Annotated in this window: 16 protein-coding genes and 1 pseudogene; 13 read left to right on the top strand and 4 right to left on the bottom strand. The window is 43.6% G+C overall.

Annotated elements, in window-relative coordinates; genetic code table 11:
- Positions 1 to 2 precede the first annotated feature (2 nt).
- The 8 genes from glmS to CW735_RS18355 all read left to right on the top strand — a co-directional run bounded on the left by glmS (position 3) and on the right by CW735_RS18355 (position 11,111).
- The gene (gene glmS / locus CW735_RS18390) at positions 3 to 1,835 is read left to right on the top strand and encodes a glutamine--fructose-6-phosphate transaminase (isomerizing) (RefSeq protein WP_071980913.1); all 1,833 of its coding nucleotides are present in this window, start codon (positions 3 to 5) and stop codon (positions 1,833 to 1,835) included.
- A gap of 91 nt (positions 1,836 to 1,926) precedes the next feature.
- A complete protein-coding gene (locus CW735_RS18385) occupies positions 1,927 to 2,580 on the top strand; it encodes a hypothetical protein (protein WP_071980912.1) in 654 nt (217 codons plus the stop codon).
- Between the two features lie 315 nt (positions 2,581 to 2,895).
- Positions 2,896 to 4,233: a glucose-1-phosphate adenylyltransferase gene (gene glgC / locus CW735_RS18380; RefSeq protein ID WP_071980911.1), complete on the top strand. Its 1,338-nt coding sequence runs from the start codon at positions 2,896 to 2,898 to the stop codon at positions 4,231 to 4,233.
- Between the two features lie 118 nt (positions 4,234 to 4,351).
- Complete coding sequence (locus CW735_RS18375) at positions 4,352 to 5,368, top strand: ABC transporter substrate-binding protein (protein WP_071980910.1); 1,017 nt, start codon at positions 4,352 to 4,354, stop codon at positions 5,366 to 5,368.
- A 19-nt stretch (positions 5,369 to 5,387) separates the two neighbouring features.
- Positions 5,388 to 7,289 carry an ATP-binding protein gene (locus CW735_RS18370; RefSeq protein ID WP_071980909.1) on the top strand — a complete coding sequence of 634 codons (1,902 nt, stop codon included), beginning with the start codon at positions 5,388 to 5,390 and terminating at the stop codon, positions 7,287 to 7,289.
- A 70-nt stretch (positions 7,290 to 7,359) separates the two neighbouring features.
- Positions 7,360 to 8,439: a GGDEF domain-containing protein gene (locus CW735_RS18365; RefSeq protein WP_232230521.1), complete on the top strand. Its 1,080-nt coding sequence runs from the start codon at positions 7,360 to 7,362 to the stop codon at positions 8,437 to 8,439.
- Between the two features lie 174 nt (positions 8,440 to 8,613).
- Complete coding sequence (locus tag CW735_RS18360) at positions 8,614 to 9,921, top strand: OmpP1/FadL family transporter (protein WP_071981389.1); 1,308 nt, start codon at positions 8,614 to 8,616, stop codon at positions 9,919 to 9,921.
- 176 nt (positions 9,922 to 10,097) lie between these two features.
- Positions 10,098 to 11,111 carry a 5'-methylthioadenosine/S-adenosylhomocysteine nucleosidase family protein gene (locus CW735_RS18355; RefSeq protein ID WP_071980908.1) on the top strand — a complete coding sequence of 338 codons (1,014 nt, stop codon included), beginning with the start codon at positions 10,098 to 10,100 and terminating at the stop codon, positions 11,109 to 11,111.
- Positions 11,112 to 11,245: 134 nt separating this feature from the next.
- Here the strand turns inward: CW735_RS18355 and CW735_RS18350 are convergent.
- Positions 11,246 to 11,689, bottom strand: a pseudogene (locus CW735_RS18350) (DUF2721 domain-containing protein).
- A 283-nt stretch (positions 11,690 to 11,972) separates the two neighbouring features.
- On the opposite strand from CW735_RS18350, the gene CW735_RS18345 reads away from it, so the two are divergent.
- Together CW735_RS18345 and CW735_RS18340 are read left to right on the top strand one after the other, a co-directional pair.
- A complete protein-coding gene (locus CW735_RS18345) occupies positions 11,973 to 14,051 on the top strand; it encodes a TonB-dependent receptor (protein ID WP_071980907.1) in 2,079 nt (692 codons plus the stop codon).
- A gap of 59 nt (positions 14,052 to 14,110) precedes the next feature.
- A complete protein-coding gene (locus CW735_RS18340; protein WP_071980906.1) occupies positions 14,111 to 15,403 on the top strand; it encodes an NAD(P)/FAD-dependent oxidoreductase in 1,293 nt (430 codons plus the stop codon).
- Positions 15,404 to 15,619: 216 nt separating this feature from the next.
- Here the strand turns inward: CW735_RS18340 and CW735_RS18335 are convergent, their stop codons facing one another.
- Together CW735_RS18335 and CW735_RS18330 are read right to left on the bottom strand one after the other, a co-directional pair.
- Positions 15,620 to 16,186 carry a YceI family protein gene (locus CW735_RS18335; RefSeq protein ID WP_071980905.1) on the bottom strand — a complete coding sequence of 189 codons (567 nt, stop codon included), beginning with the start codon at positions 16,184 to 16,186 and terminating at the stop codon, positions 15,620 to 15,622.
- Positions 16,187 to 16,206: 20 nt separating this feature from the next.
- A complete protein-coding gene (locus tag CW735_RS18330) occupies positions 16,207 to 16,731 on the bottom strand; it encodes a cytochrome b (protein ID WP_071980904.1) in 525 nt (174 codons plus the stop codon).
- Between the two features lie 324 nt (positions 16,732 to 17,055).
- Here CW735_RS18330 and CW735_RS18325 point away from each other — a divergent pair, with 324 nt between their 5' ends.
- On the top strand, positions 17,056 to 17,490 hold the full coding sequence (locus CW735_RS18325) for a hypothetical protein (protein WP_071980903.1): 435 nt from the start codon (positions 17,056 to 17,058) through the stop codon (positions 17,488 to 17,490).
- A gap of 13 nt (positions 17,491 to 17,503) precedes the next feature.
- On the opposite strand, the gene CW735_RS18320 is transcribed toward CW735_RS18325, so the two are convergent.
- Positions 17,504 to 18,436: an alpha/beta fold hydrolase gene (locus CW735_RS18320; protein ID WP_100973080.1), complete on the bottom strand. Its 933-nt coding sequence runs from the start codon at positions 18,434 to 18,436 to the stop codon at positions 17,504 to 17,506.
- A gap of 112 nt (positions 18,437 to 18,548) precedes the next feature.
- Here CW735_RS18320 and arfB point away from each other — a divergent pair, with 112 nt between their 5' ends.
- The gene (gene arfB, locus CW735_RS18315; protein WP_100973079.1) at positions 18,549 to 18,965 is read left to right on the top strand and encodes an alternative ribosome rescue aminoacyl-tRNA hydrolase ArfB; all 417 of its coding nucleotides are present in this window, start codon (positions 18,549 to 18,551) and stop codon (positions 18,963 to 18,965) included.
- Positions 18,966 to 19,131: 166 nt separating this feature from the next.
- Complete coding sequence (locus tag CW735_RS18310; protein WP_100973078.1) at positions 19,132 to 19,818, top strand: SurA N-terminal domain-containing protein; 687 nt, start codon at positions 19,132 to 19,134, stop codon at positions 19,816 to 19,818.
- Positions 19,819 to 19,836 lie beyond the last annotated feature (18 nt).

Here is a 19,836-nt window from a genome sequence, read left to right as displayed (position 1 = left end):
ACATGTGTGGAATTGTTGGCGCTGTTGCCGAACGTAATGTAGTAGAAATTCTGCTAGAAGGATTAAAGCGCCTTGAATATCGCGGGTATGATTCAGCCGGTGTGGCGTTACTGCAAACCGATGGCAACTTAACTCGTATTCGTCGTACCGGTAAAGTTCAAGAATTAGCCGACGCCGTTGCCAATGGCGAAGCCCTAGGCAGTACTGGTATTGCACACACGCGCTGGGCCACCCATGGTGGTGTAACAGAGGCCAATGCTCACCCTCACTTTTCTAGCGAACGGGTTGCAGTAGTACACAACGGTATTATTGAAAACTACGTGAGCTTGCGCAATCAGCTTTCTGAAAAAGGGTATCGCTTTACTAGCGATACCGACACAGAAACCATTGCCCATACGGTACATGAAGAGCTTAAAACCGGAAAAACCTTGTTAAACGCAGTGCAAAGCGCGGTAAACACCTTCCATGGTGCTTACGGCACAGTGATTATGGACAAAGAAGATCCTAGCCGCGTGGTAGTAGCACGCTCGGGAAGCCCTCTTGTTATTGGGCTTGGCCTAGGTGAAAACTTTATCGCTTCCGACCAAATGGCGCTTCTGCCGGTTACCCGTCGCTTTATCTTTTTAGAAGAGGGTGACGTAGCCGAGATTACCCGTCGCGATGTAAAGATTTTCGATAAAGACGGTAACGCTGTAGAGCGCGAGATTGTTGAATCTAACGTAGAACACGATGCGGGTGACAAAGCAGGTTACCGCCATTACATGCTTAAAGAAATTCACGAGCAACCTACGGTTGTGCGCAATGCACTACAGAATCGTATCGATGAAAATGGGCTAGTTGCCGATGTATTTGGCAAAGACGCTGACGATATTTTGAGCAAAGTAAAACATGTTCAAATTATTGCCTGCGGTACCAGCTATCACGCTGGTATGACCGCTCGCTATTGGCTAGAGCAATACGCCAATGTGTCTTGTAACGTAGAAATTGCCTCTGAATTTCGCTATCGCAGGTCGGTAGTGCATCCAAATAGCCTGCTAATTACTATCTCTCAGTCGGGCGAGACTGCCGATACACTGGCAGCACTGCGTTTAGCAAAAGAGCTTGGCTATATGTCTAGCCTCACTATTTGTAATGTACCTGGCTCATCCTTAGTTCGAGAGTCTGACTTAGCCTTTATGACCCGCGCTGGCGCCGAAATAGGCGTGGCGTCCACAAAGGCATTTACTACACAATTAACGGCCTTCCTAATGCTTACCCTTGCGCTTGGCAAAGAAAACGGAATGCTTGATACAGACCAAAAAGCAATTGTTTCAGCGCTTCACAGCCTACCGGCTAAACTTGAAGAGACTCTTGCTATTACCAGCGGTATAGAAGATTTAGCCGAAGAATTTGCCGATAAAAACCACAGCCTGTTTTTAGGTCGTGGCGATCAATATCCTATTGCCATGGAAGGTGCGTTAAAGCTAAAGGAAATTTCGTACATTCATGCAGAGGCTTATGCATCAGGGGAGTTAAAGCACGGTCCGCTAGCGCTTATCGATGACGAAATGCCGGTAATTGTGGTTGCACCAAACAATGAGTTGCTAGAAAAGCTTAAATCGAACGTAGAAGAAGTGCGTGCTCGCGGCGGTATAATGTATGTATTTGCCGATAAAGACGCTGCCTTTGAAGGTGATGAGTCTATGCGGGTTATAAACGTACCTCACTGCGAAGGACCAATAGCCCCGATTATCTACACATTGCCTTTACAGCTGCTTTCATATTATGTTGCGTTAATAAAGGGAACAGATGTGGATCAGCCTCGTAATTTAGCGAAATCGGTTACGGTTGAATAACACTGTTATTAAAATGGAATTGACGTGATAAAAGTCGATAACATTGCGAATTAAATTCTTAAGCCGTTTGTAAGCGACTGAGGACCACCTATTGTTGTACCACATTTTAGGTACCATAAGCGCCGTCGCTTTTTTGCTGACGTGGTACGGGTTAGCAAAGCAAATAATCAGCATAGAAAAGCTGCGTAGCAGCAATTTACCACCTACAAAAAGCTTGTCGACAAATCAGTTCGCTTCAAGCTTTTTGGCATTTTATTCCAACTTTATTTTCGGTATTGCAATCGAGCCCCTTAGCCATTATTTGGTATGGACGCGATTCGGCGCAATTCTCCTAGTGTTGGTTATACTTTTTCAGATATGGCGAGACAGGCGCTCGTTATCTACAGGCTTTATATTTAGTTTTTGTGCTGTTGCCGTAGTGGTAGGTGTCTGTTCTATCGGTTTTCGGCCTTATCCTGGCCTAGCAAAGCTCGGTGCTACCACCCTGATGCTTATCGTCACAGCGTTGCTGGTTCAGGGAACCCTACATCAGCTCTTTGTGATTAGGCGTAGCCAAGTGATAGGCGCACTTTCGCCGGCCTTGTTTCAAAGCATTTTGATTAAAGACGTAACCACTTTGGCATTTGCGTTCACTATGCCTTTTGCCATAGCCTGGCCACTTATATTGTTAAATGGTGCGAGCGTGATCACACGTGGTTGTTTGCTAATTCAAATGGTAGTAATAACAAACAAGTCACAACTTTAGCTTTAACTTATTGCTCGCTTCCCACTTGCTTTTAGTTATTTAAAAGCTGAGCTATATACCAATATTTCCCATTCCCGCAGTTCCTCGAGCAATACGTTTCTTGCTGTTTTAGCAGGGCATCTTCAAATCTGAGAGTGTTGGTTAAAAAGTATTCCCTGTCTAATTGATGAAGATCAACGTAATTGGCGTGGTTCATAGGTTTAATATGATTGAACTTAGTCTATCTTGTATAGATGTAAAACAGCCGTATGACGATGCGCAACCATACAGGTGTATATAGCTGTCGCGCCCTCACGCAACAAAGCGGAGATGCAAATGAGCAAGCACACTGTAGCGGTTGATATACAGCAATTATGTGACCAAACCGTAGTATTGATTTTAGCGGGTGGCCAAGGAACGCGTTTATTTGAGTTAACTGAGTCTATTGCAAAACCAGGCCTAGACTTTGGTGGTCACTATCGAATTATCGATTTTCCACTGTCGAACTGTGTGAACTCTGGCCTGAAGAAAATAGGAGTGATGACGCAATATAAGTCTAGAAACTTGGTTCATCATCTTATCCAAGGGTGGGCTAGATTTAATCAAGAGTTCGGACATTCGTTTGAGGTATTGCCTGCGTCTCAGCAATTCCCATCCGATTGGTATTTAGGTACTGCGGATGCGTTGTATCAGAACAAAGACTTCATTCGCGATTCTGGTGCTAAATATGTGATGGTGTTGGCGGGTGATCATATCTACAAAATGGATTATCGCTTAATGCTTCGTCAGCACGTATCGCAGGGTAGCGACCTCAGCGTTGCATGTATTGAAGTGCCTATTGCGGAAGCGGCTGGTCAATTTGGCGTTATGAATGTTGATAAGAGCGACAGGGTCACCTCTTTTGAAGAAAAGCCATTGTCACCCGAAGTGCTAGAAGACAGACCAGGTTATACCCTTGCGTCTATGGGAAACTATATTTTTGATACCGAATTTCTACTCGAACAGCTAACAACCGATGCACAAAGCAGCACCTCAGAGCATGACTTTGGTAAAAACATTATCCCTTCAGTACTAAACAACTTTTTCGTTCAAGCATACCGATTCAAAGATATTCAGGGCGCTCAAGATCCTTACTGGCGTGATGTAGGCACTATCGACTCTTATTGGTTAGCTAATATGGCGCTGCTTGATAGCGAAAATAAAATTGATTTGTATGATAAGCATTGGCCCATTTGGTGTGAGCAAGCGTCTCTGCCCCCTGCTAAGTTTACAGGCAGTAATTGTGCTGCAAGAACGGTTAGTGACTCATTAATTTCCAACGGTTGTATAGTAGGAATAAGTAAAATCACAAAGTCGCTTTTATTCACTGGCGCTAGCGTATCGCATGAGGTTAATGTAGAAAAATGTATCGTGTTACCCCATGCGCATATTGCTGAGCATTGCAAACTGTATCGCGTGATCGTAGCGCATAATTGCCGCATTCCTGCACATTTTGAAGCGGGATTCGACCATAACTACGACCGAGAACGCGGATTAAGAGTGAGTCCTCATGGCGTTGTACTCATTACGCAGTCTATGCTAGATAAAGTGGCTCGCTCGGAGAAATCTAAGAAAAGGTTGTTATCAACTTCTGCAGTTTCATCAGGTAAAGCCGCGTATTTTAATGGTAATTAATACAAACCACAGAAGCCAAGTTTGATTTGTCGTCTAAACTTACTCTATGCAACTGGTTGTAATAAACTTATGATAAGAATTAAATTTTTAAGCATTTTGTGCAAATAGGTTTTCCAACATGGCAATAGCATTACGCATTCTTTTTGTTGCGATATTTGTCAGCCTATCTTTCATGGCACCGGCGAAAGAAAAAATCGACATCGCAATAGTAGAAACCTTACCCGTTCCTATCGTTACCGAGTCGAGAAAGGCATTTGAGACTGAGTTGCAGCGCATTCTGCCAAATAAAGATATTCAATTTCGCGTTTTCAATGCTGAAGGCTCGGTAGAGCAAGCGAAGACGTTCCTTTCTGATGAGTTGTCTTCCTCACCCGCCGACCTTATTGTCACGGTTGCTACTTTAGCCACTCGCGCGGTTGTTAATTCAAATGAAGTACTTACCACTCCAAAATTGTTTATGGCGGTCAGCGAGCCTGTCACAGAGGGCATTGTTCCTGCGTTTGGCGCAGTGAGCAAGCGCAATATTACCGGTGAGTCTCATGTGGTTGATGCCGATATAAAGCTTGAGATGCTCGAAGGTGTACTCAAAGCGTCCAACCCAAATAAGATATTTAGAATAGGGTTAATACATTCAACATATCCCTCTTCTTACAATGCGGTAAACAGCTTACTAGCCCTTCAAAAGCGCTATAAAAATATTGTTTTTGTTCCAATTCAAACGCCCTATGTGCCGGGTGAGGCTGGGTTAGAGCTTATGAAGGAAGATGTGATTACCACGTTAAAAAGTGAGTATGAATCTCTCGATGGTTATTGGCTATCTGCAGGTCCTCTTATTGAAACACATCACCTCATTGGAGCGATCAAAAAGCACACGGGTTTATTGCCACTGTTTGCTGAAAGCGTTGACGCTGTGAAGCAAGGCGCACTCATTGGTATAGTGTCACAACCTCAAGATATTGGTAAGTCTGCCGCTAATACTGCAAAGCAACTTTTAGCACAGGGCTCTTCTGCTACCTTTCCAGTAGAAAAAATAGAAAACTTTACCGTAGCAGTGAATGTATCTACTGCTATAAAACTGCAGCTTCCTATACCTTCCTACTACCTGAAACTATCTGAACAGCACGTTTATCAGTAGGGTATAGCAAAGAGTTGATATGAGAATAAAATCAAAATTATTAGCCATATATATACCAATTCTACTTATTGGAATGGCACTGACTGGATACTGGGCTTACCTTACCGCCTATGATTCAGTGCGAGAGCGCGAGTATCAATTGCTCACTCAAACACTGGCTCTTAATGTCATGGAAATTGTGGAAGATAGGCGAGAGTTACTCATGAATTCTGGCCTGGAAAACGTGCCTGTTTTTCGTAACGCGTATCAAAATGAAGTTTTCGAAGAGCTAAATTCACTGCATCAAAGAACGGGTAGACACTTTGTTATCAGTGATGAAAGCACGCGGGATATTCTTTTTTCTACCTTTGAAAAGAAAATGATTCCAGACACCGGCAACGGTGGTATCGCTAATATGGGCGACATTAAATTAGCCTTTGGAGAGTCTCAATTTAATGGGCAGGATATTCTATTTGCTTGTACCACTTTTTCAGCGTGGAACTGGAAGCTCACCGCTGTTCAACCTGCTGACGAGCTTCAGGCGTCGCTCTCTAAAATAGCTTGGTTAACTTGTTTGGTCACTTTGCTCGCGGTAGCCCTTGTAGGTCTATTGATGGGAAGAGTGACGCAATATTTTGTTATTGCCCCTATTCAAAAAATAAGTGGGGCGGCCAGTAGAATTGCTATCGACCACAATCAGGTTCACATAAATGTAGAGCAAAACGACGAACTTGGAAGTTTGGCTAGAGATGTAGAGGCTATGTCTGCGGAAATTGCCGAATATGTAGAGCAAGCACAACAGGCTAATCGTGCTAAAACCGACTTTCTTGCAGTTATGAGCCACGAAATAAGAACGCCTCTTAATGGGATACAAGGTCTTGCTACCCTCCTTCTCGACACATCGTTAGACGATAAACAGCGTAAATATGCTTCAGATTTAAAGTCCTCAGCCGCTATTCTGACCAATGTAATTAATGACGTTTTAGATCTTTCAAAAATAGAGTCTGGTATGTCAGACCTAGATGTGGCCGAGTTTAACCTTGATGACATGCTCAATGATTTGATTACGTTGCTTGGCACCAATGCCAGTGCAAATGGAACTCGACTCGTTTATTCGAGTAAAAACTTAGACAATGTTTTGGTTACCAGCGACATCACGAAATTGCGTCAAATTGTCATAAATTTAGTGAGTAATGCCATTAAGTTCACTCGTGAGGGTACGGTAAAAATTACGGCTAAGCTAAATGCTCCATCGGGTGAGAAGCCTGAGGAAAACAAGCTGGTTATCTCTGTAAAAGATACGGGCATAGGAATAGAGAAAGAGCGGCTTTCTCACATTTTTGAGAAATTCACTCAGTCCGACTCGTCAATTACTCGCCTCTATGGCGGCACGGGCTTGGGTTTGGCCATTGCCAAACAACTGGCCGAGCTTTTAGGTGGCGATATTAAGGTAATGAGTAAGCTAGGCGAGGGGGCTAGCTTCACTGTAACCGCCATAGTAAAAAGTCGCTCCCAGGTAGATACCAATGGCAATGCATTAGTTGACGAAGAAACAGGGAACAAATCACTGCGTCAGGGATTAAACGTACTGTTAGCTGAAGACAATGCGATAAATGCCGTAGTAGCAAAAGCGTTATTGGAGCAACTGCATTGTAATGTTATTCATGTTGAGAACGGCATGCTGGCAGTGTCGCGGGTTGAGGAAGGTGGAATAGATATGGTGTTCATGGATGTGCACATGCCGGTAATGGATGGTATTGAAGCGACCCGACGAATAAGAAAGTTAGGGAAGCCATTTAACATTACGCCTATCGTTGGCTTAACCGCTGAGGCTTTTCAAGAACGCCATGTTGCATTTAGAGAAGCCGGTATGAACGATATTGTAACTAAGCCCATAACGCTGGATGGGCTGCGCAATAGTTTGCAAACGCTGAACCTTTAGCAAACTATGTCTAATACTCCTTTCTGGGCTAATATTAAGGCGTGTAATACCACAGCGGAGGCGAGTTTTTTTGCCAATATCTTCTTTGCCAATCACTAAAGCAAAAGACCTCATTCGTCTGCGTGTCGCTCTTGTTATCGGCGCACTTATTGTTGCTAGCTTTATGGTGGCAGATTTTCTGTTACTACCTAGTACCATGCACAGCCTTTATACGTACGACCGGCTGTTTATTCAAATCCCCATTATATTTGCCGTTGTTTTGCTGTCTTTCTGGCGACGATTTGAGTATTACCGAGCTTTTATATTCACTGCTTTACTGGTTCTGCTTACTTACTCAAACTATTGGTTGATTCTGTTATGTTGGCAGGAATTTCAGTTCGCTTTTCCTTATGAAGGTACAATTTTATATGCGTTCTACTGCGTTTTTGCACTAGGCATTCCCTTTCGTTTTGCGATCACAAGTGCAGTAATAAATATTGCTGGTTTTATCGTTTTAATGTGGCTGGCACCCGCTTATGGTGACCGTATGCCAATATCTATTGGGTTTGTTGCTGCTTCACTGTTTACGTGTTCCTACGCAAAATACCGTCTCGATAGCAGCCTTTCACTGCTGAAAAAAACCAATGATCGCTTAACCAAACTGAGCAAATTCGACCCCTTAACAGAATTACTGAATAGGCGTGCTTTACGTAATCAAAGCGAAAGTTTGCTAGCGTACGCCAGGCGTCACAATGTGTCTTTAGCTGTGTTGATGTTAGATTTAGACGATTTCAAAAAATACAACGATAAGTTTGGTCATCAACAGGGTGATGAAGTCATACGGCAACAAGCCTCAATATTGAAAAATATTTTCAAGCGTGAGACTGATATTGTCGGCCGTTATGGCGGGGAAGAATTCGTCGTGGTATTGAGTGATGTTGACGATAAACAGCTAGTCCAGATTTGTGAAAATTTACTCAAAGATTGGAAGGAGGAAAATGTCCCTCATGCACCAAGTGCGGTAAATGCTTGTATGAGTTGCTCTATTGGTGCGGTTATGACGAAAAAGCCTAATGACATCACCATAGATGGGCTAATTGATATTGCAGATAAAGCGCTCTATACCGCAAAAGACAAGGGAAAGGCCCGCTTCGAAATCGCTCAAATGTAAAGGCACTGCATTTCTTCTAATTCACCATGCGGTTTTGTTTATAAAATCGGCGAAAATGCGGTTAACTTTATGTAAAAAACGGTAAAAATGCGTAAATCGCGTTAACCTACATTGAACAATGATACTCCTGTACGCAGAATGCGCGCTGCAATTTTTTCTTCACATGAGTATTTTATGAAGCAACAGCTTTCTCTTCGTGCATCAGTATGTCTTGCACTTACTACCTTGGCTTCTTCTTCTGCCCTATCAGCCGGCTTTCAAGTTAACGAACACAGTGCAAACGGGCTAGGCCGCGCTATGGCAGGCCAAGCAGCAACACCAGAAAACGCCTCTATTCTTGCCACTAACCCGGCAGCCATTGGTGTGTTTAAACAGTCTCAATTTAGCACCTCGGTTAGCGTTATTGCTCCTAGCGTAGATGTGAGTGGCAATGTGAGCTATGCCGCAGGTGGGCAGCCTGTCGGGGCAACTGAATCCTCTGACAGCGACATTGCCGATACCGCAATAGTACCTAGCGTATTTTATACCTCTCCTATAAACGACAAATGGTCTGCAGGTGTTGGCCTATTCACAACCTACGGCTTGCGATCAGATTATAGCGATGATTTTGAGGCTCTTCATTTTGCTGATACGGCAGAAGTAAGGTCTATCACTCTTAATCCAGCGGTGTCCTATAAACTGAACGATAACCTGATGTTGGGATTAGGGCTTAATGCTACTTTCGCCGATGCTGAAATTAGCTCAGCTATTTCTAATAGCCTGTCGCCAATATTGAGCGGTGCACTACAAACACAAGTTCCGGCTAACACCTCCATTTTTAAACTAGAGGGAGAAGACTGGGGATTTGGTTGGAATGTTGGTGCGCTTTGGCAGCCAACAGATGCCACTAACATTGCTTTATCGTATCGTGCAGAAACAGAGTTAACGTTGAGCGGTGACGTGAGTTCACAAATCACTGCTGAATTAAATCAGCCAGGGAGCCTAGATCTAAACTTAGCGGCAATTACTGAGCTAGCGGTAAATCAAAGACTAGACAGCCAATGGTCGGTGCAAGCGAGTTTAACATTCACCGATTGGAGCACGTTTGAAAAGTTAGAAGCTAACTTAAATGACGGCTCAGACTTCCTCATAAAGCAAGAAAACTTCGACGATTCGCTGCGCGCTTCAGTGGGCGTAACCTATATACTAAGCGATGAGCTTACGCTTCGTGCGGGCTATGCTTATGATGATGGAGTGGTAACCGTTGAAAACCGTTCACTGAGTATTCCAGATACTGACCGTCACTGGGTATCGGGTGGTTTCACCTACTCATTTAACGACGATATGTCGATAGATGGCGCCTATGTGTATATCAACGGAAGAGAAGCGGACATTGATAAAACTCGTGCTTTGAACGAGCAAGGTACGCTTACTTCTACGTTTGCTGGCAGCCAGTCTGCAACCGCACATATATTCAGTGTTCAATTCAACTCTCGCTTCTAAAATACTGTCACTTTAGCTAACAGCGTATTATCCAAACTGCCGCATTTGCGGCAGTTTGTTTATGGGCTGTTTACAGAGTGTATTAAGAGTGTGAATTGTGTTGATAAAGGGTTTTTTTAGCCAATTAAAGTGTTAGCGTAGAGGACTTGAATAATCATAACTGACGTTTTTAGCTAATGAAAAACTACACCATTATTGTTCTTTTAGCATTTAGCGCTTTGTTGCTCACAGGCTGCACATCTCATAGTCACTCTGTGCAATCAGCTGTCTATGGGCCTAGAGTATTTGATGAACCCTCGTTTACCGCTATTACTGTTGCATACGCGCCTGAAATGAAGGGAATACTCAATCGTATAGAACAAGATCCCAACGCCAGTATACACACTACTCTCAAAATCAAAGGTATTACTTATCGTTTGGGTACTTACCACAACGAACCCATTTTAGTGTTTGCTACTGGGATGAGTATTGCGAATGCTGCACTATCGATGCAAATGGCATTAGATTACTTCCCAGTAAAGCAAGTAGTTTATATGGGCATTGCCGGGGCGATAAACCCTAAATGGCAGCCTGGGGATGTTATTGTACCTGCTCGCTGGTATTATCATGATGAGAGTGTTTACACTAACCAAGATCCGAATAACGAGGGTGAGTATATTCTTCCAGAATATTACGAAGCTTTCGTAGAAGAACAAACAGTTCGACGCGCAAAAGATCCTCATTTACCTAATTATAAGCCCTTCCATTTTATTCATCCCGATGAAGTGCTAATTGTGAAAGAAGGTATGGATAAACCACAAGATACGGCTTATTTTACTGCTTCGCCGCGGCTTCTTGATGCAGCAAAACAAGCCATGTCTACCCTGCCCACACAGCGTGTATTGGGTGAGCGCGATGCAGATCTGCATGTGGGTGGCAACGGTGTAACAGGCTCAGTATTTTTAGATAATCGGGAATATCGCAAATGGACTCGCGAAGTGTTTAATGCAGAAGTGACTGAAATGGAGTCTGCTGCCATCGGTCAGGTCTGCACTATAAATGATGTAGATTGGGTTATCGTTCGCGCTATAAGTGACTTAGCCGGTGGTCAAGAGGGAGTTAATGTAGAGAGCAAATACGACACCGAAGTTTCTCGTATAGGCGCTAATGTGCTGTTCTCCATATTAGATACACTGTCAGAGCAAGAATAAGTACCTGCCTGCAGGCAAGGTAAGCTTTTTAAACGACTTACCTTGCTGGGCTCACAGGCCGCTGCAAAAGTGTACAGCAAAGATCAACACGCCCTAGTATTGCGCCTATCGCTACATGACCCTGGGCTAGAAGGTTAGCGTATCGTTCTCACCATATTAATAGTGGTTGTAGCCAGTTTCACTTCAACCAAAAATACAATAAGTGCGCTTATCAAGAACATCATGGCAAGGATAAACAGCACCACTATCGGTGTTTTTAAATCTACAATCTAAAGTGAACCTGCGAACAGCGCCATAATAACAGAGCACACCAGCAAACCGGAGGCTACACATAGCCCAATGGCCCAGTTAATAACCTTAACTCGCCGCCACAATACTTTTATTTCGCGCTTAGACCTATCAACGATATGTGGGTCTGAAAGCGTATGAATTTGTCGTTCTGCAACACGGACCCTATCTGAAATTCGCCCTAGTCGCGACGACATCACGTTTAAAAAACCTGCTATACCCGTAAGTAAGAAAACAGGGGCTACAGCAAACTCTATAAGCTGTGACAGGCTGGGTATGAGTGTGTCCAATGAATTCCTCCAAATTGGCCGAGCAATTTTCTAAGTTGTGGATATTTGATGATTAATAGTCAGAAGATACCACGAGTTACTCCCAAGCGTTGGTCCTACCTTACTTTTATGTGCTTTTAGCGCAATGCTTTTTTGTCTTTGTAAAAATACCGTATGGTATTCAACGAACCTCAATTTGTCGGTTCAAAAACTCAATAAAAACTACTCCGAAAAAACTGATGTAATCGCCACATGGTTAATGTGCGTATTCATTCATATAAAAATATTACACAAAGGAATCTTAATGACGTCCACGCCGTTATTGTCATTTTCATTAATTGCGCTTTCTCTTGCCGCTAGTTTTTCAAACGTATCCCAAGCCGCTGATAGCAAAGATATTGAGCGTATTGAAACCACCACATCGCGCATTGCGGGAAATGATAATAACGTAGGATACGTTGTATCTTCCGTTACCGAAGAAACACTTAATCTACTGTCGTTTCAGCATATTCAGGAGTCTTTAAATTATATTGCTGGTGCTGGTGTACAGCGAGGCAATGGCCAAGAATATCTACCCGCATTGCGCTCGCCTGTGCTCACAGGAGCAGGGGCATGCGGCGGAATTTTAGCTGCTGAGAACGGTATTCCCCTTCGTGCCGCTGGCTTTTGTAATATTAACGAGCTGTTTGAAGCTCATGGTGAAATGGCGTCGCGCATAGATGTTATTAAAGGGCCAGCTTCAGCGCTTTATGGCTCGAATGCTATCCATGGTGTGCTTAATGTAGTAACGCCAGATACAACGCGAGGCGGCGGGTTTGTTGGTTTAGATTATGGGTCGTATGGCTTTCATCGCGTAAAACTTCGACAAGGAAAAAACTTTGGAGACAGTGGCATAGGAATAAATGCCAGCGTAACGCGCGATACTGGCTATCGAAACGACGAAGGCGTAGACCAAGAGAAAGTGAACGTACGTCATCGAGTCGATTTTGACAGCCTGTCAGTAACAAGCGGACTTACCTATACAAATTTAGATCAAGAGACAGCGGGCTATATAACTGGTTTTGAGAGCTATAAAGATGAAGACATAGCGCGCAGTAACCCTAATCCAGAAGCGTTCAGAAAGGCAAAAAGTTTACGGTTATGGAGCAAAGCAGATTGGTTATTTGATAATGGAAACGCGCTGTCTATTACTCCATATGTACGCAATCAATCTATGGACTTTAGAATGCATTTTTTGCCGGGTAAGCCCCTTGAACAAAATGCCCAGGAAGGCGTTGGCGTTCTTTCACAATACAACTATATCGTTAACGACTCGTGGAATATCGATCTTGGTTTGGATGCAGAACACACTCAAGGAGAACTGATTCAGTCGCAAGACAGCGAGACCATAGGCTCAGCGTTTTTGGTTGAGACTGTGCCGGTTGGAAAACATTACGACTACGAGGTTGATGCCACCTTAATAGCGCCATTTTTTGCTTTTAACATGCAGCAGGGAAAGTGGGATGTTTCTGTAGGCGGGCGTTTCGAAAGTATGCGCTACGACTATACTAACAATATGAATGTGGGACGGTTAAGAGAAGACGGTACGCAGTGCGGTTTTGGTGGTTGCCGATATAGCCGACCAGAAAGTGGGGAAAATGATTTTGATAATTTTAGCCCCAAGCTTTCTATGCAATATACCTTGTCGAGCGAAACACAATTGTATGGCGGTATTTCAAAAGGATATAGGGCACCTCAGGCGACCGAACTTTATCGACTTCAGCGGGCACAAGAGGTTACCGATCTTGAGTCTGTCGACGCCACCAATGTAGAAGTGGGATTAAGGAGCAGTATGGCAAGCGGTAGTTATGTGCTATCGCTATATAGCTTACGCAAAGACAATGTGATTTACCGCGACAGCGATTTTTTCAATGTCAGTAACGGGGAGACGTGGCATAGAGGTGTTGAGCTTACTGTAAATTACGCCATTAACTCTCGTCTGCGTCTCGACTTCGCCGGTACCTACGCTGCGCATACCTATGAGCACGACCAGCTGTCGGGTGAAATAAATATAAAAGGGAACGATATGGATACCGCTCCCAACCTGTTACTCAACACACGTTTACAGTATTCACTCACCGACGATATTGAAACGCAGCTTGAGTGGCAGCATGTGGCTAGCTATTTTACAGACCCTGAAAACGCAAATGAGTACGATGGTCACAATCTTTTGCATGCCCGCGCAAGTTATGAAATGTCTGAGCAAATAACCTTGTATGCTCGCATTAACAACTTACTTGATGAAACCTATGCAGAGCGTGCTGACTTTACTTCTTTTACCGGCGATCGCTATTTCCCAGGTCGTCCGCGTAACTTTATGTTGAGTGCAACCTTCACAATGTAGCGCTTATTGTAACAACCCGAGCGTTGATACATGGAACCAACACTAGCAGGTGAATAACGATGCAAAAGATAGTGATAGTGGGTGGCGGAGCCGGCGGACTTGAATTAGCAAGTCGCTTGAGTAGAAAGTTGGGGAGTAAAAATAAAGCCGATATTACGCTAGTTGATAGAAGCCGTACTCATGTGTGGAAACCCCTTTTACACGAGGTGGCCGCAGGCGTGATAGATAAGCATTCTGACGGTGTAGATTACGCCATTCATGCTGCCAATCATCACTTTCGTTTTCAGTTAGGTGAGATGTGCGCTATCGATGCCGAAGCTAAAACTATTTCTCTCGCTCCCCTTATCGACGACGCTGGCCATGAAATACTTCCTAAGCGCAAGGTAGATTATGACCAGCTGGTTATGGCTATTGGCAGCGTAAGTAATGACTTTGGTACGCCAGGTGTAGCGAAACACTGCTATTTTTTAGATTCGCTTGTTCAGGCGGAACAATTCCACCGGGCTCTGCTCAACCAGCTTATTCGCATTAACCAACAAGAAGACAGCGAAGCGGGCATTAATGTGGCAATAGTGGGGGCAGGGGCGACTGGAACTGAACTAGCGGCTCAGTTACATCATGTAGCGAACTTATCTAAAGCGTACGGTATGCCAAATATGTCTGCATCTCGCCTTAAGATAACGGTAATAGAAGCCGGTGAGCGGATTTTACCTGCGCTACCTGAGCGTATAGCGAATACGGCTCGCCAGGCGTTAAATGATTTAGGCGTTGTTATTAAAGAGCAAACAACAGTGGCCGAGGCCGACAGTAAAGGGCTGATCACCAAAGATGGCAATCGCATAAGTGCTGATTTAATGGTGTGGGCAGCAGGAGTGAAGGCGCCAGATTTCGTTACCAATACGGGTATTTTTGAAACTAACAAGGCCAATCAAATTCTCGTTGATGAGCAGTTGAGAAGTACAACCGATAAAGCCATTTGGGTACTGGGAGACTGTTGTGGTGTTCAGCAAGACAACGGTAAATGGGTGCCTCCCCGTGCTCAGTCTGCACATCAAATGGCTGACATCGTTGGGCATAATATTGCTGCGCTCATTAATGGCAAAAAAACAAAAGCGTTTGTTTATCAAGATTATGGCTCGCTAGTTCATTTAAGCAAGTACAGCACCGTCGGAAGTTTAATGGGCTCGTTGTCAAACGGCAGTATGTTTATAGAAGGGCGGCTGGCTAAGTTGGTTTACGTATCTTTATATAACATGCACCAGTTTGCCGTTCACGGAAAGTTAAGAGGGGCATTAAAGCTATTGGTGAAGAAATTAAGCCACGCTATGAGTCCCAAGCTAAAACTTCACTAGTATTTTTAATACCAATCCATGCGGACTGGTATAACACTATCCGCCTTTGCTTTGTTGAGGCATAGCTATTTATGCAGGAATTATTTATTAAGGAATAACTTGTGAAAAAAAGCCCACATCTGATGCGGGCTTTTGTCATTGCTAACTAGTTACTAATCTCAAAGCGTCACTTCCGGTGCTTACGCCAATGAAACTAAGAGAGCCAAAGGCGTTGCATTACTGCTTAACGCCTTCAACGTGTAACTCTAACTCAACGGTTTGTGATGCAGGGCCAAGGTCATAATCAATACCATAGTCTTTAAGTGCAATTTCTGTTGTGCCCATAAAGCCCGCGCGATATCCGCCCCATGGATCTTTACCTTCGCCAATTTTCTTAGCACTAATCGTTATAGGCTTAGTGACACCGTGTAGTGTGAAGTCGCCCATAACATCCATCATGCCATCGCCCTTTTCCACAATTTTTGTGCTGACAAATTTGGCCGTCGGGTACTCATCCACATCTAAAAAGTCATCGCCTTTTAAATGTTTGTCTCTTTCAGCATGGTTAGAGTCAACACTGTCGGTGTCTATATTTACCACAATGCTCGCATCGCTAGGTGCTTTGTCGTCGTAGCTAAAGGTACCTTCAAAGTCGTTAAAACGGCCCGTTAGCCATGAATACCCCAAGTGCTGAATTTTGAAATTAATTGATGCATGAGCACCCTTGCTGTCAATAACGTAGTCTGCTGCGTGAGCAGAACTTAGAGAAAGTGCTGCTGCAAGTGCCAGAGTTAACTTCTTCATTAGTATCTCCTTAGTGAAAATTAGCGAAGCCGTAACATCTGCTTCAATGTATTGTCTTTATTGAAAAAATGATGCTTTAACGCTGCTATTGCGTGTAAAGCGGCAGTAACGATAAGAGTCCAAGCTAGATAGAAGTGAATATCTCCAGCAATGTCCTCTTGGTTGTCGATAAGTTCGCCAATACTCGGTACGGCAAACCAGTTGAAAATATCGATAGGGCGACCATCTGCTGTGGATATGAGATAGCCTGATACAAACATGACTAAAAGCAGCGTGTACAAGGCAATGTGACCCAGTTTGCTCGCTTTTTTCTCAAATGCATTTCCATGTGTTGGCGGGCGAGAATAGACGACCCGCGATAACAGTCTCACAATGGTTAAGGCAAAAAGCGTAAGACCAATGCTTTTATGCCAGTGAGGCGCCGTATTATACCAATCGCTATAATAGGTGAGATCTACCATCCATAAACCAGACGCAAACATTCCTATTACCGCAAATGCAGTAAGCCAATGGAGAAGCAAAATAACTCTCGGCCATCTCGTCATAACTAAATCCTTACTACTCTTCCTTCGCGCCCAACATGTATGTTGTTAAATAGCGTATACCCTAAACTTAAGAATAAAAATTTGTAAAAACGCAATAAATCATTCTTTTTTCTAGAATGTTGCCTATGCTCTAAAGCAAGTAATGGTTATTTCAGACAGCCCTAACCGACTTTCGACGTGCATTGAAACTCTTTCAACGTAAGTCACGGGTTTAAAGTTTATTTATTGTTAATAAATATTTTTGCAAACTGGCTCGATTTTAGCTGCATTAGTATTGATCAGAGCGAAAAATGAAAAACAATAAATCTAAAAGTGAGGTTAAACATGAGCAAAACGCCATTTCCCGCTAATGTGGTAACAAAAGCGTTCACGTGGGCGTATCAAGAATTAGGTTTAAATATAACGCAGGTTTCTGAAATACTTGGTATTTCTACACGAGAACTTGCCGAAAATACCCTGGCAGGATTCGAAAATAGCGCGCCAGCATATCGCAAGCAGCTGTCTTTTATTCGAATGTATTATTTACTCAGTGCCATGTCAAAAGCGGACACTGAACAAATGCAAATGTGGTTTTACAGTTACAATATAGCTTTTGGAAGCTCCCCAGCAGACACTTGCGTTCAACACGACGGCGTTGAAATGATTTGTGATTATCTTCGCTCGCTTAAGAAAAGTGATGCACACGAGCAGTTTTCTCCCATATTAGCCAAGCATGCCCAAGGCGATGGCACTGTATTTCAAAAAATGACGACTCACTGATAAAACGCCTTCTCTAGTGAACCTTATCGTTAACAGCATTAATAAAATCGGCGCAATGTTGGGGTTGAGTAATAGGGATCATATGTCCTGCACCTTCGATAATTTCTGATACTGCCCCTGAAACAGCACTTACTACTGGCTGAATGTGGCTGTTGGGCTCTAAGATTGTATCTGAGCCACCGTACAGCACACCTACAGGGCATGTTATACCAGCATATTCCGGCACTTGCCTTTTTAAACTACCCTGCGCGGCTACCGTGTCTTTACTCCCCTCGTAAAAACATCGCGAGTGTAATGCTAATGCCCCGCCTTCACGCTTAACAAAGCTTGGTGGGATGGATTCAGGATGGAATATCTGCGCCAATTGTTTACTGCCGAATTTCACTCTGAAAGGGCTCGCTAAAGTTTTGGATATCCCCTTTCTCAGAATGCCATTTGGGATATAGAGTATGGATAGCGGCCCCGCGCCTTTATTTAATGGCGCGGTGAGTGGGCATAACAATGAAACAGCTTTAATGCGCTCGGGGGCGTCTATTGCCATTCTCAGTGAAATTCCCCCGCCCATTGAGTGGCCAACTAAGTAAGCACTGTTGATGCCGACTTTATCCATCCACTCCAATATCATGCTGCTTTGCTTTTCAAACGACGCTGACGCAGTGCTAGAACGCAATGAAAAACCGTTGCCAGGTCTGTCTATACTGTAAACTGTATAGCGTTTAGCTAGTAACGAAGCCAAGTTCGCAAAATTTGCACTGTTTCCCAATAACCCATGAATTAAGATAAGGGCGGGGCCGCTTCCCTGTTGCTGCCAATGAATAGTGCCTTCTTTTACCGTCGTTAACTTCCCAGGCGCAAAAAAGTTCTTTTCAATTTTTTTGTCAACGCTAGATGTGAACCAAAAAAGAAGAGCAATGATACAAATTAAAGTTAATAGCGCGATAAGCATAGTCAGCCCTGAGCGTAAAAGGAATTAATAAATAAACAGTGTATGTGACGTTAGATGATACTCTAATACGTTGAAAATACGATAAAGGCGCAGAGTTTAAATAGGAAATGGTATGGAAAGGAAGATTACATCATCGCTGTCTATAGACGACAGCGAAATAGAAATGCAGGCAATTCGTGCTCAAGGCGCGGGTGGACAAAACGTAAATAAAGTAAGTAGTGCCATTCATCTTCGCTTTGATATTAATGCCTCATCACTTCCTGAGGCTATAAAGTCAACGCTGCTTTCAGCGAGAGATAAGCGCGTTACTATCGATGGTGTTTTTGTGCTTAAAGCGCAAAATTATCGCACTCAAGAGCAAAATAAAGACGATGCCATTGAACGCCTGCTTCATTGGATCAAAGCGGCAACGATAAAGCAAAAGCCGAGAAAGCCTACGCGAGTGAGCCGCGCGGCCAAGGCGCGCAGAGTAGACGCGAAAAAGCTGCGTGGAGTCAAAAAATCACTGCGCAAAAAAGTGGATATTTAGCAGTAAATAAACTAAAGTATAAACTTCAAAAACGTCATTCCTCAAGACAACGGAAAACTCTAATAAATATAAATAGATGTGTCTTGTGTGCTGGAGCGTAGTATCTAACAGTGCATCTTTACGATGCGTGCTCGCTCTAAATATCGGAAATTAGGAAAGCAGAAAAGTGACTCGTTCAGAAGTAATCCCAATGGTGCTGTTTGCTGCTATTGTATTTTGTCTCGGCATGAACACGCCTCAGGCGGCAAACGAAATTATTGCTCGCCTTTTCAATAAATCTATCTCAAATACCGAGCTCCAGCCTTCTTCCGAGGATGTTGAGCGATTCCAATCTATGCTTACTGATAAATCAGAAAAAGAGGTTCGCGATATACTCGCGCAACGAGCACTAGGAAGTAAAATAACCGAGTCTGTGCTTGCTGATTTTGCACAAAAAAATGACATAGTTCCGGAAGATAGTGAAATTCAGTCTGCTTATTCAGTAATAAAACTATGGACGGTGGATTTAGATAACGCGGACGACTATGCAGAGGAAGAGCTAGAGCGTTATCGCATGGCGTTGGCGCAGAGTATGGCGAAGAGCTGGAAGGTTTCCAAAGCGCTTTATGAGTCTTATGGTGGCGATGTTGTGTTTCAGCAAGATAACCCGCTTACACCAGTAGGGGCTTATCAGCAGCTGTTTGAACAATATCGCGAAAAAGGTGATTTTGTTATCTACGACCCTATTTTCAAAGCTGCATTTTGGAGTTCTGTGCGTATGAAATATGCAAAAACTCAGAACCCCGATGAAATAGACTTTTCTCTTCCTTGGTGGGAAAAAAGCATGAGCGCATCCAGCGAGCAAGACAAATAGCTCTACTCTTCCTTATAA

It is taken from the genome of Alteromonas sp. MB-3u-76, from assembly GCF_002831605.1.
Taxonomy (GTDB): domain Bacteria; phylum Pseudomonadota; class Gammaproteobacteria; order Enterobacterales; family Alteromonadaceae; genus Alteromonas; species Alteromonas hispanica.
This window is presented reverse-complemented; position numbering and strand designations above follow the sequence as displayed.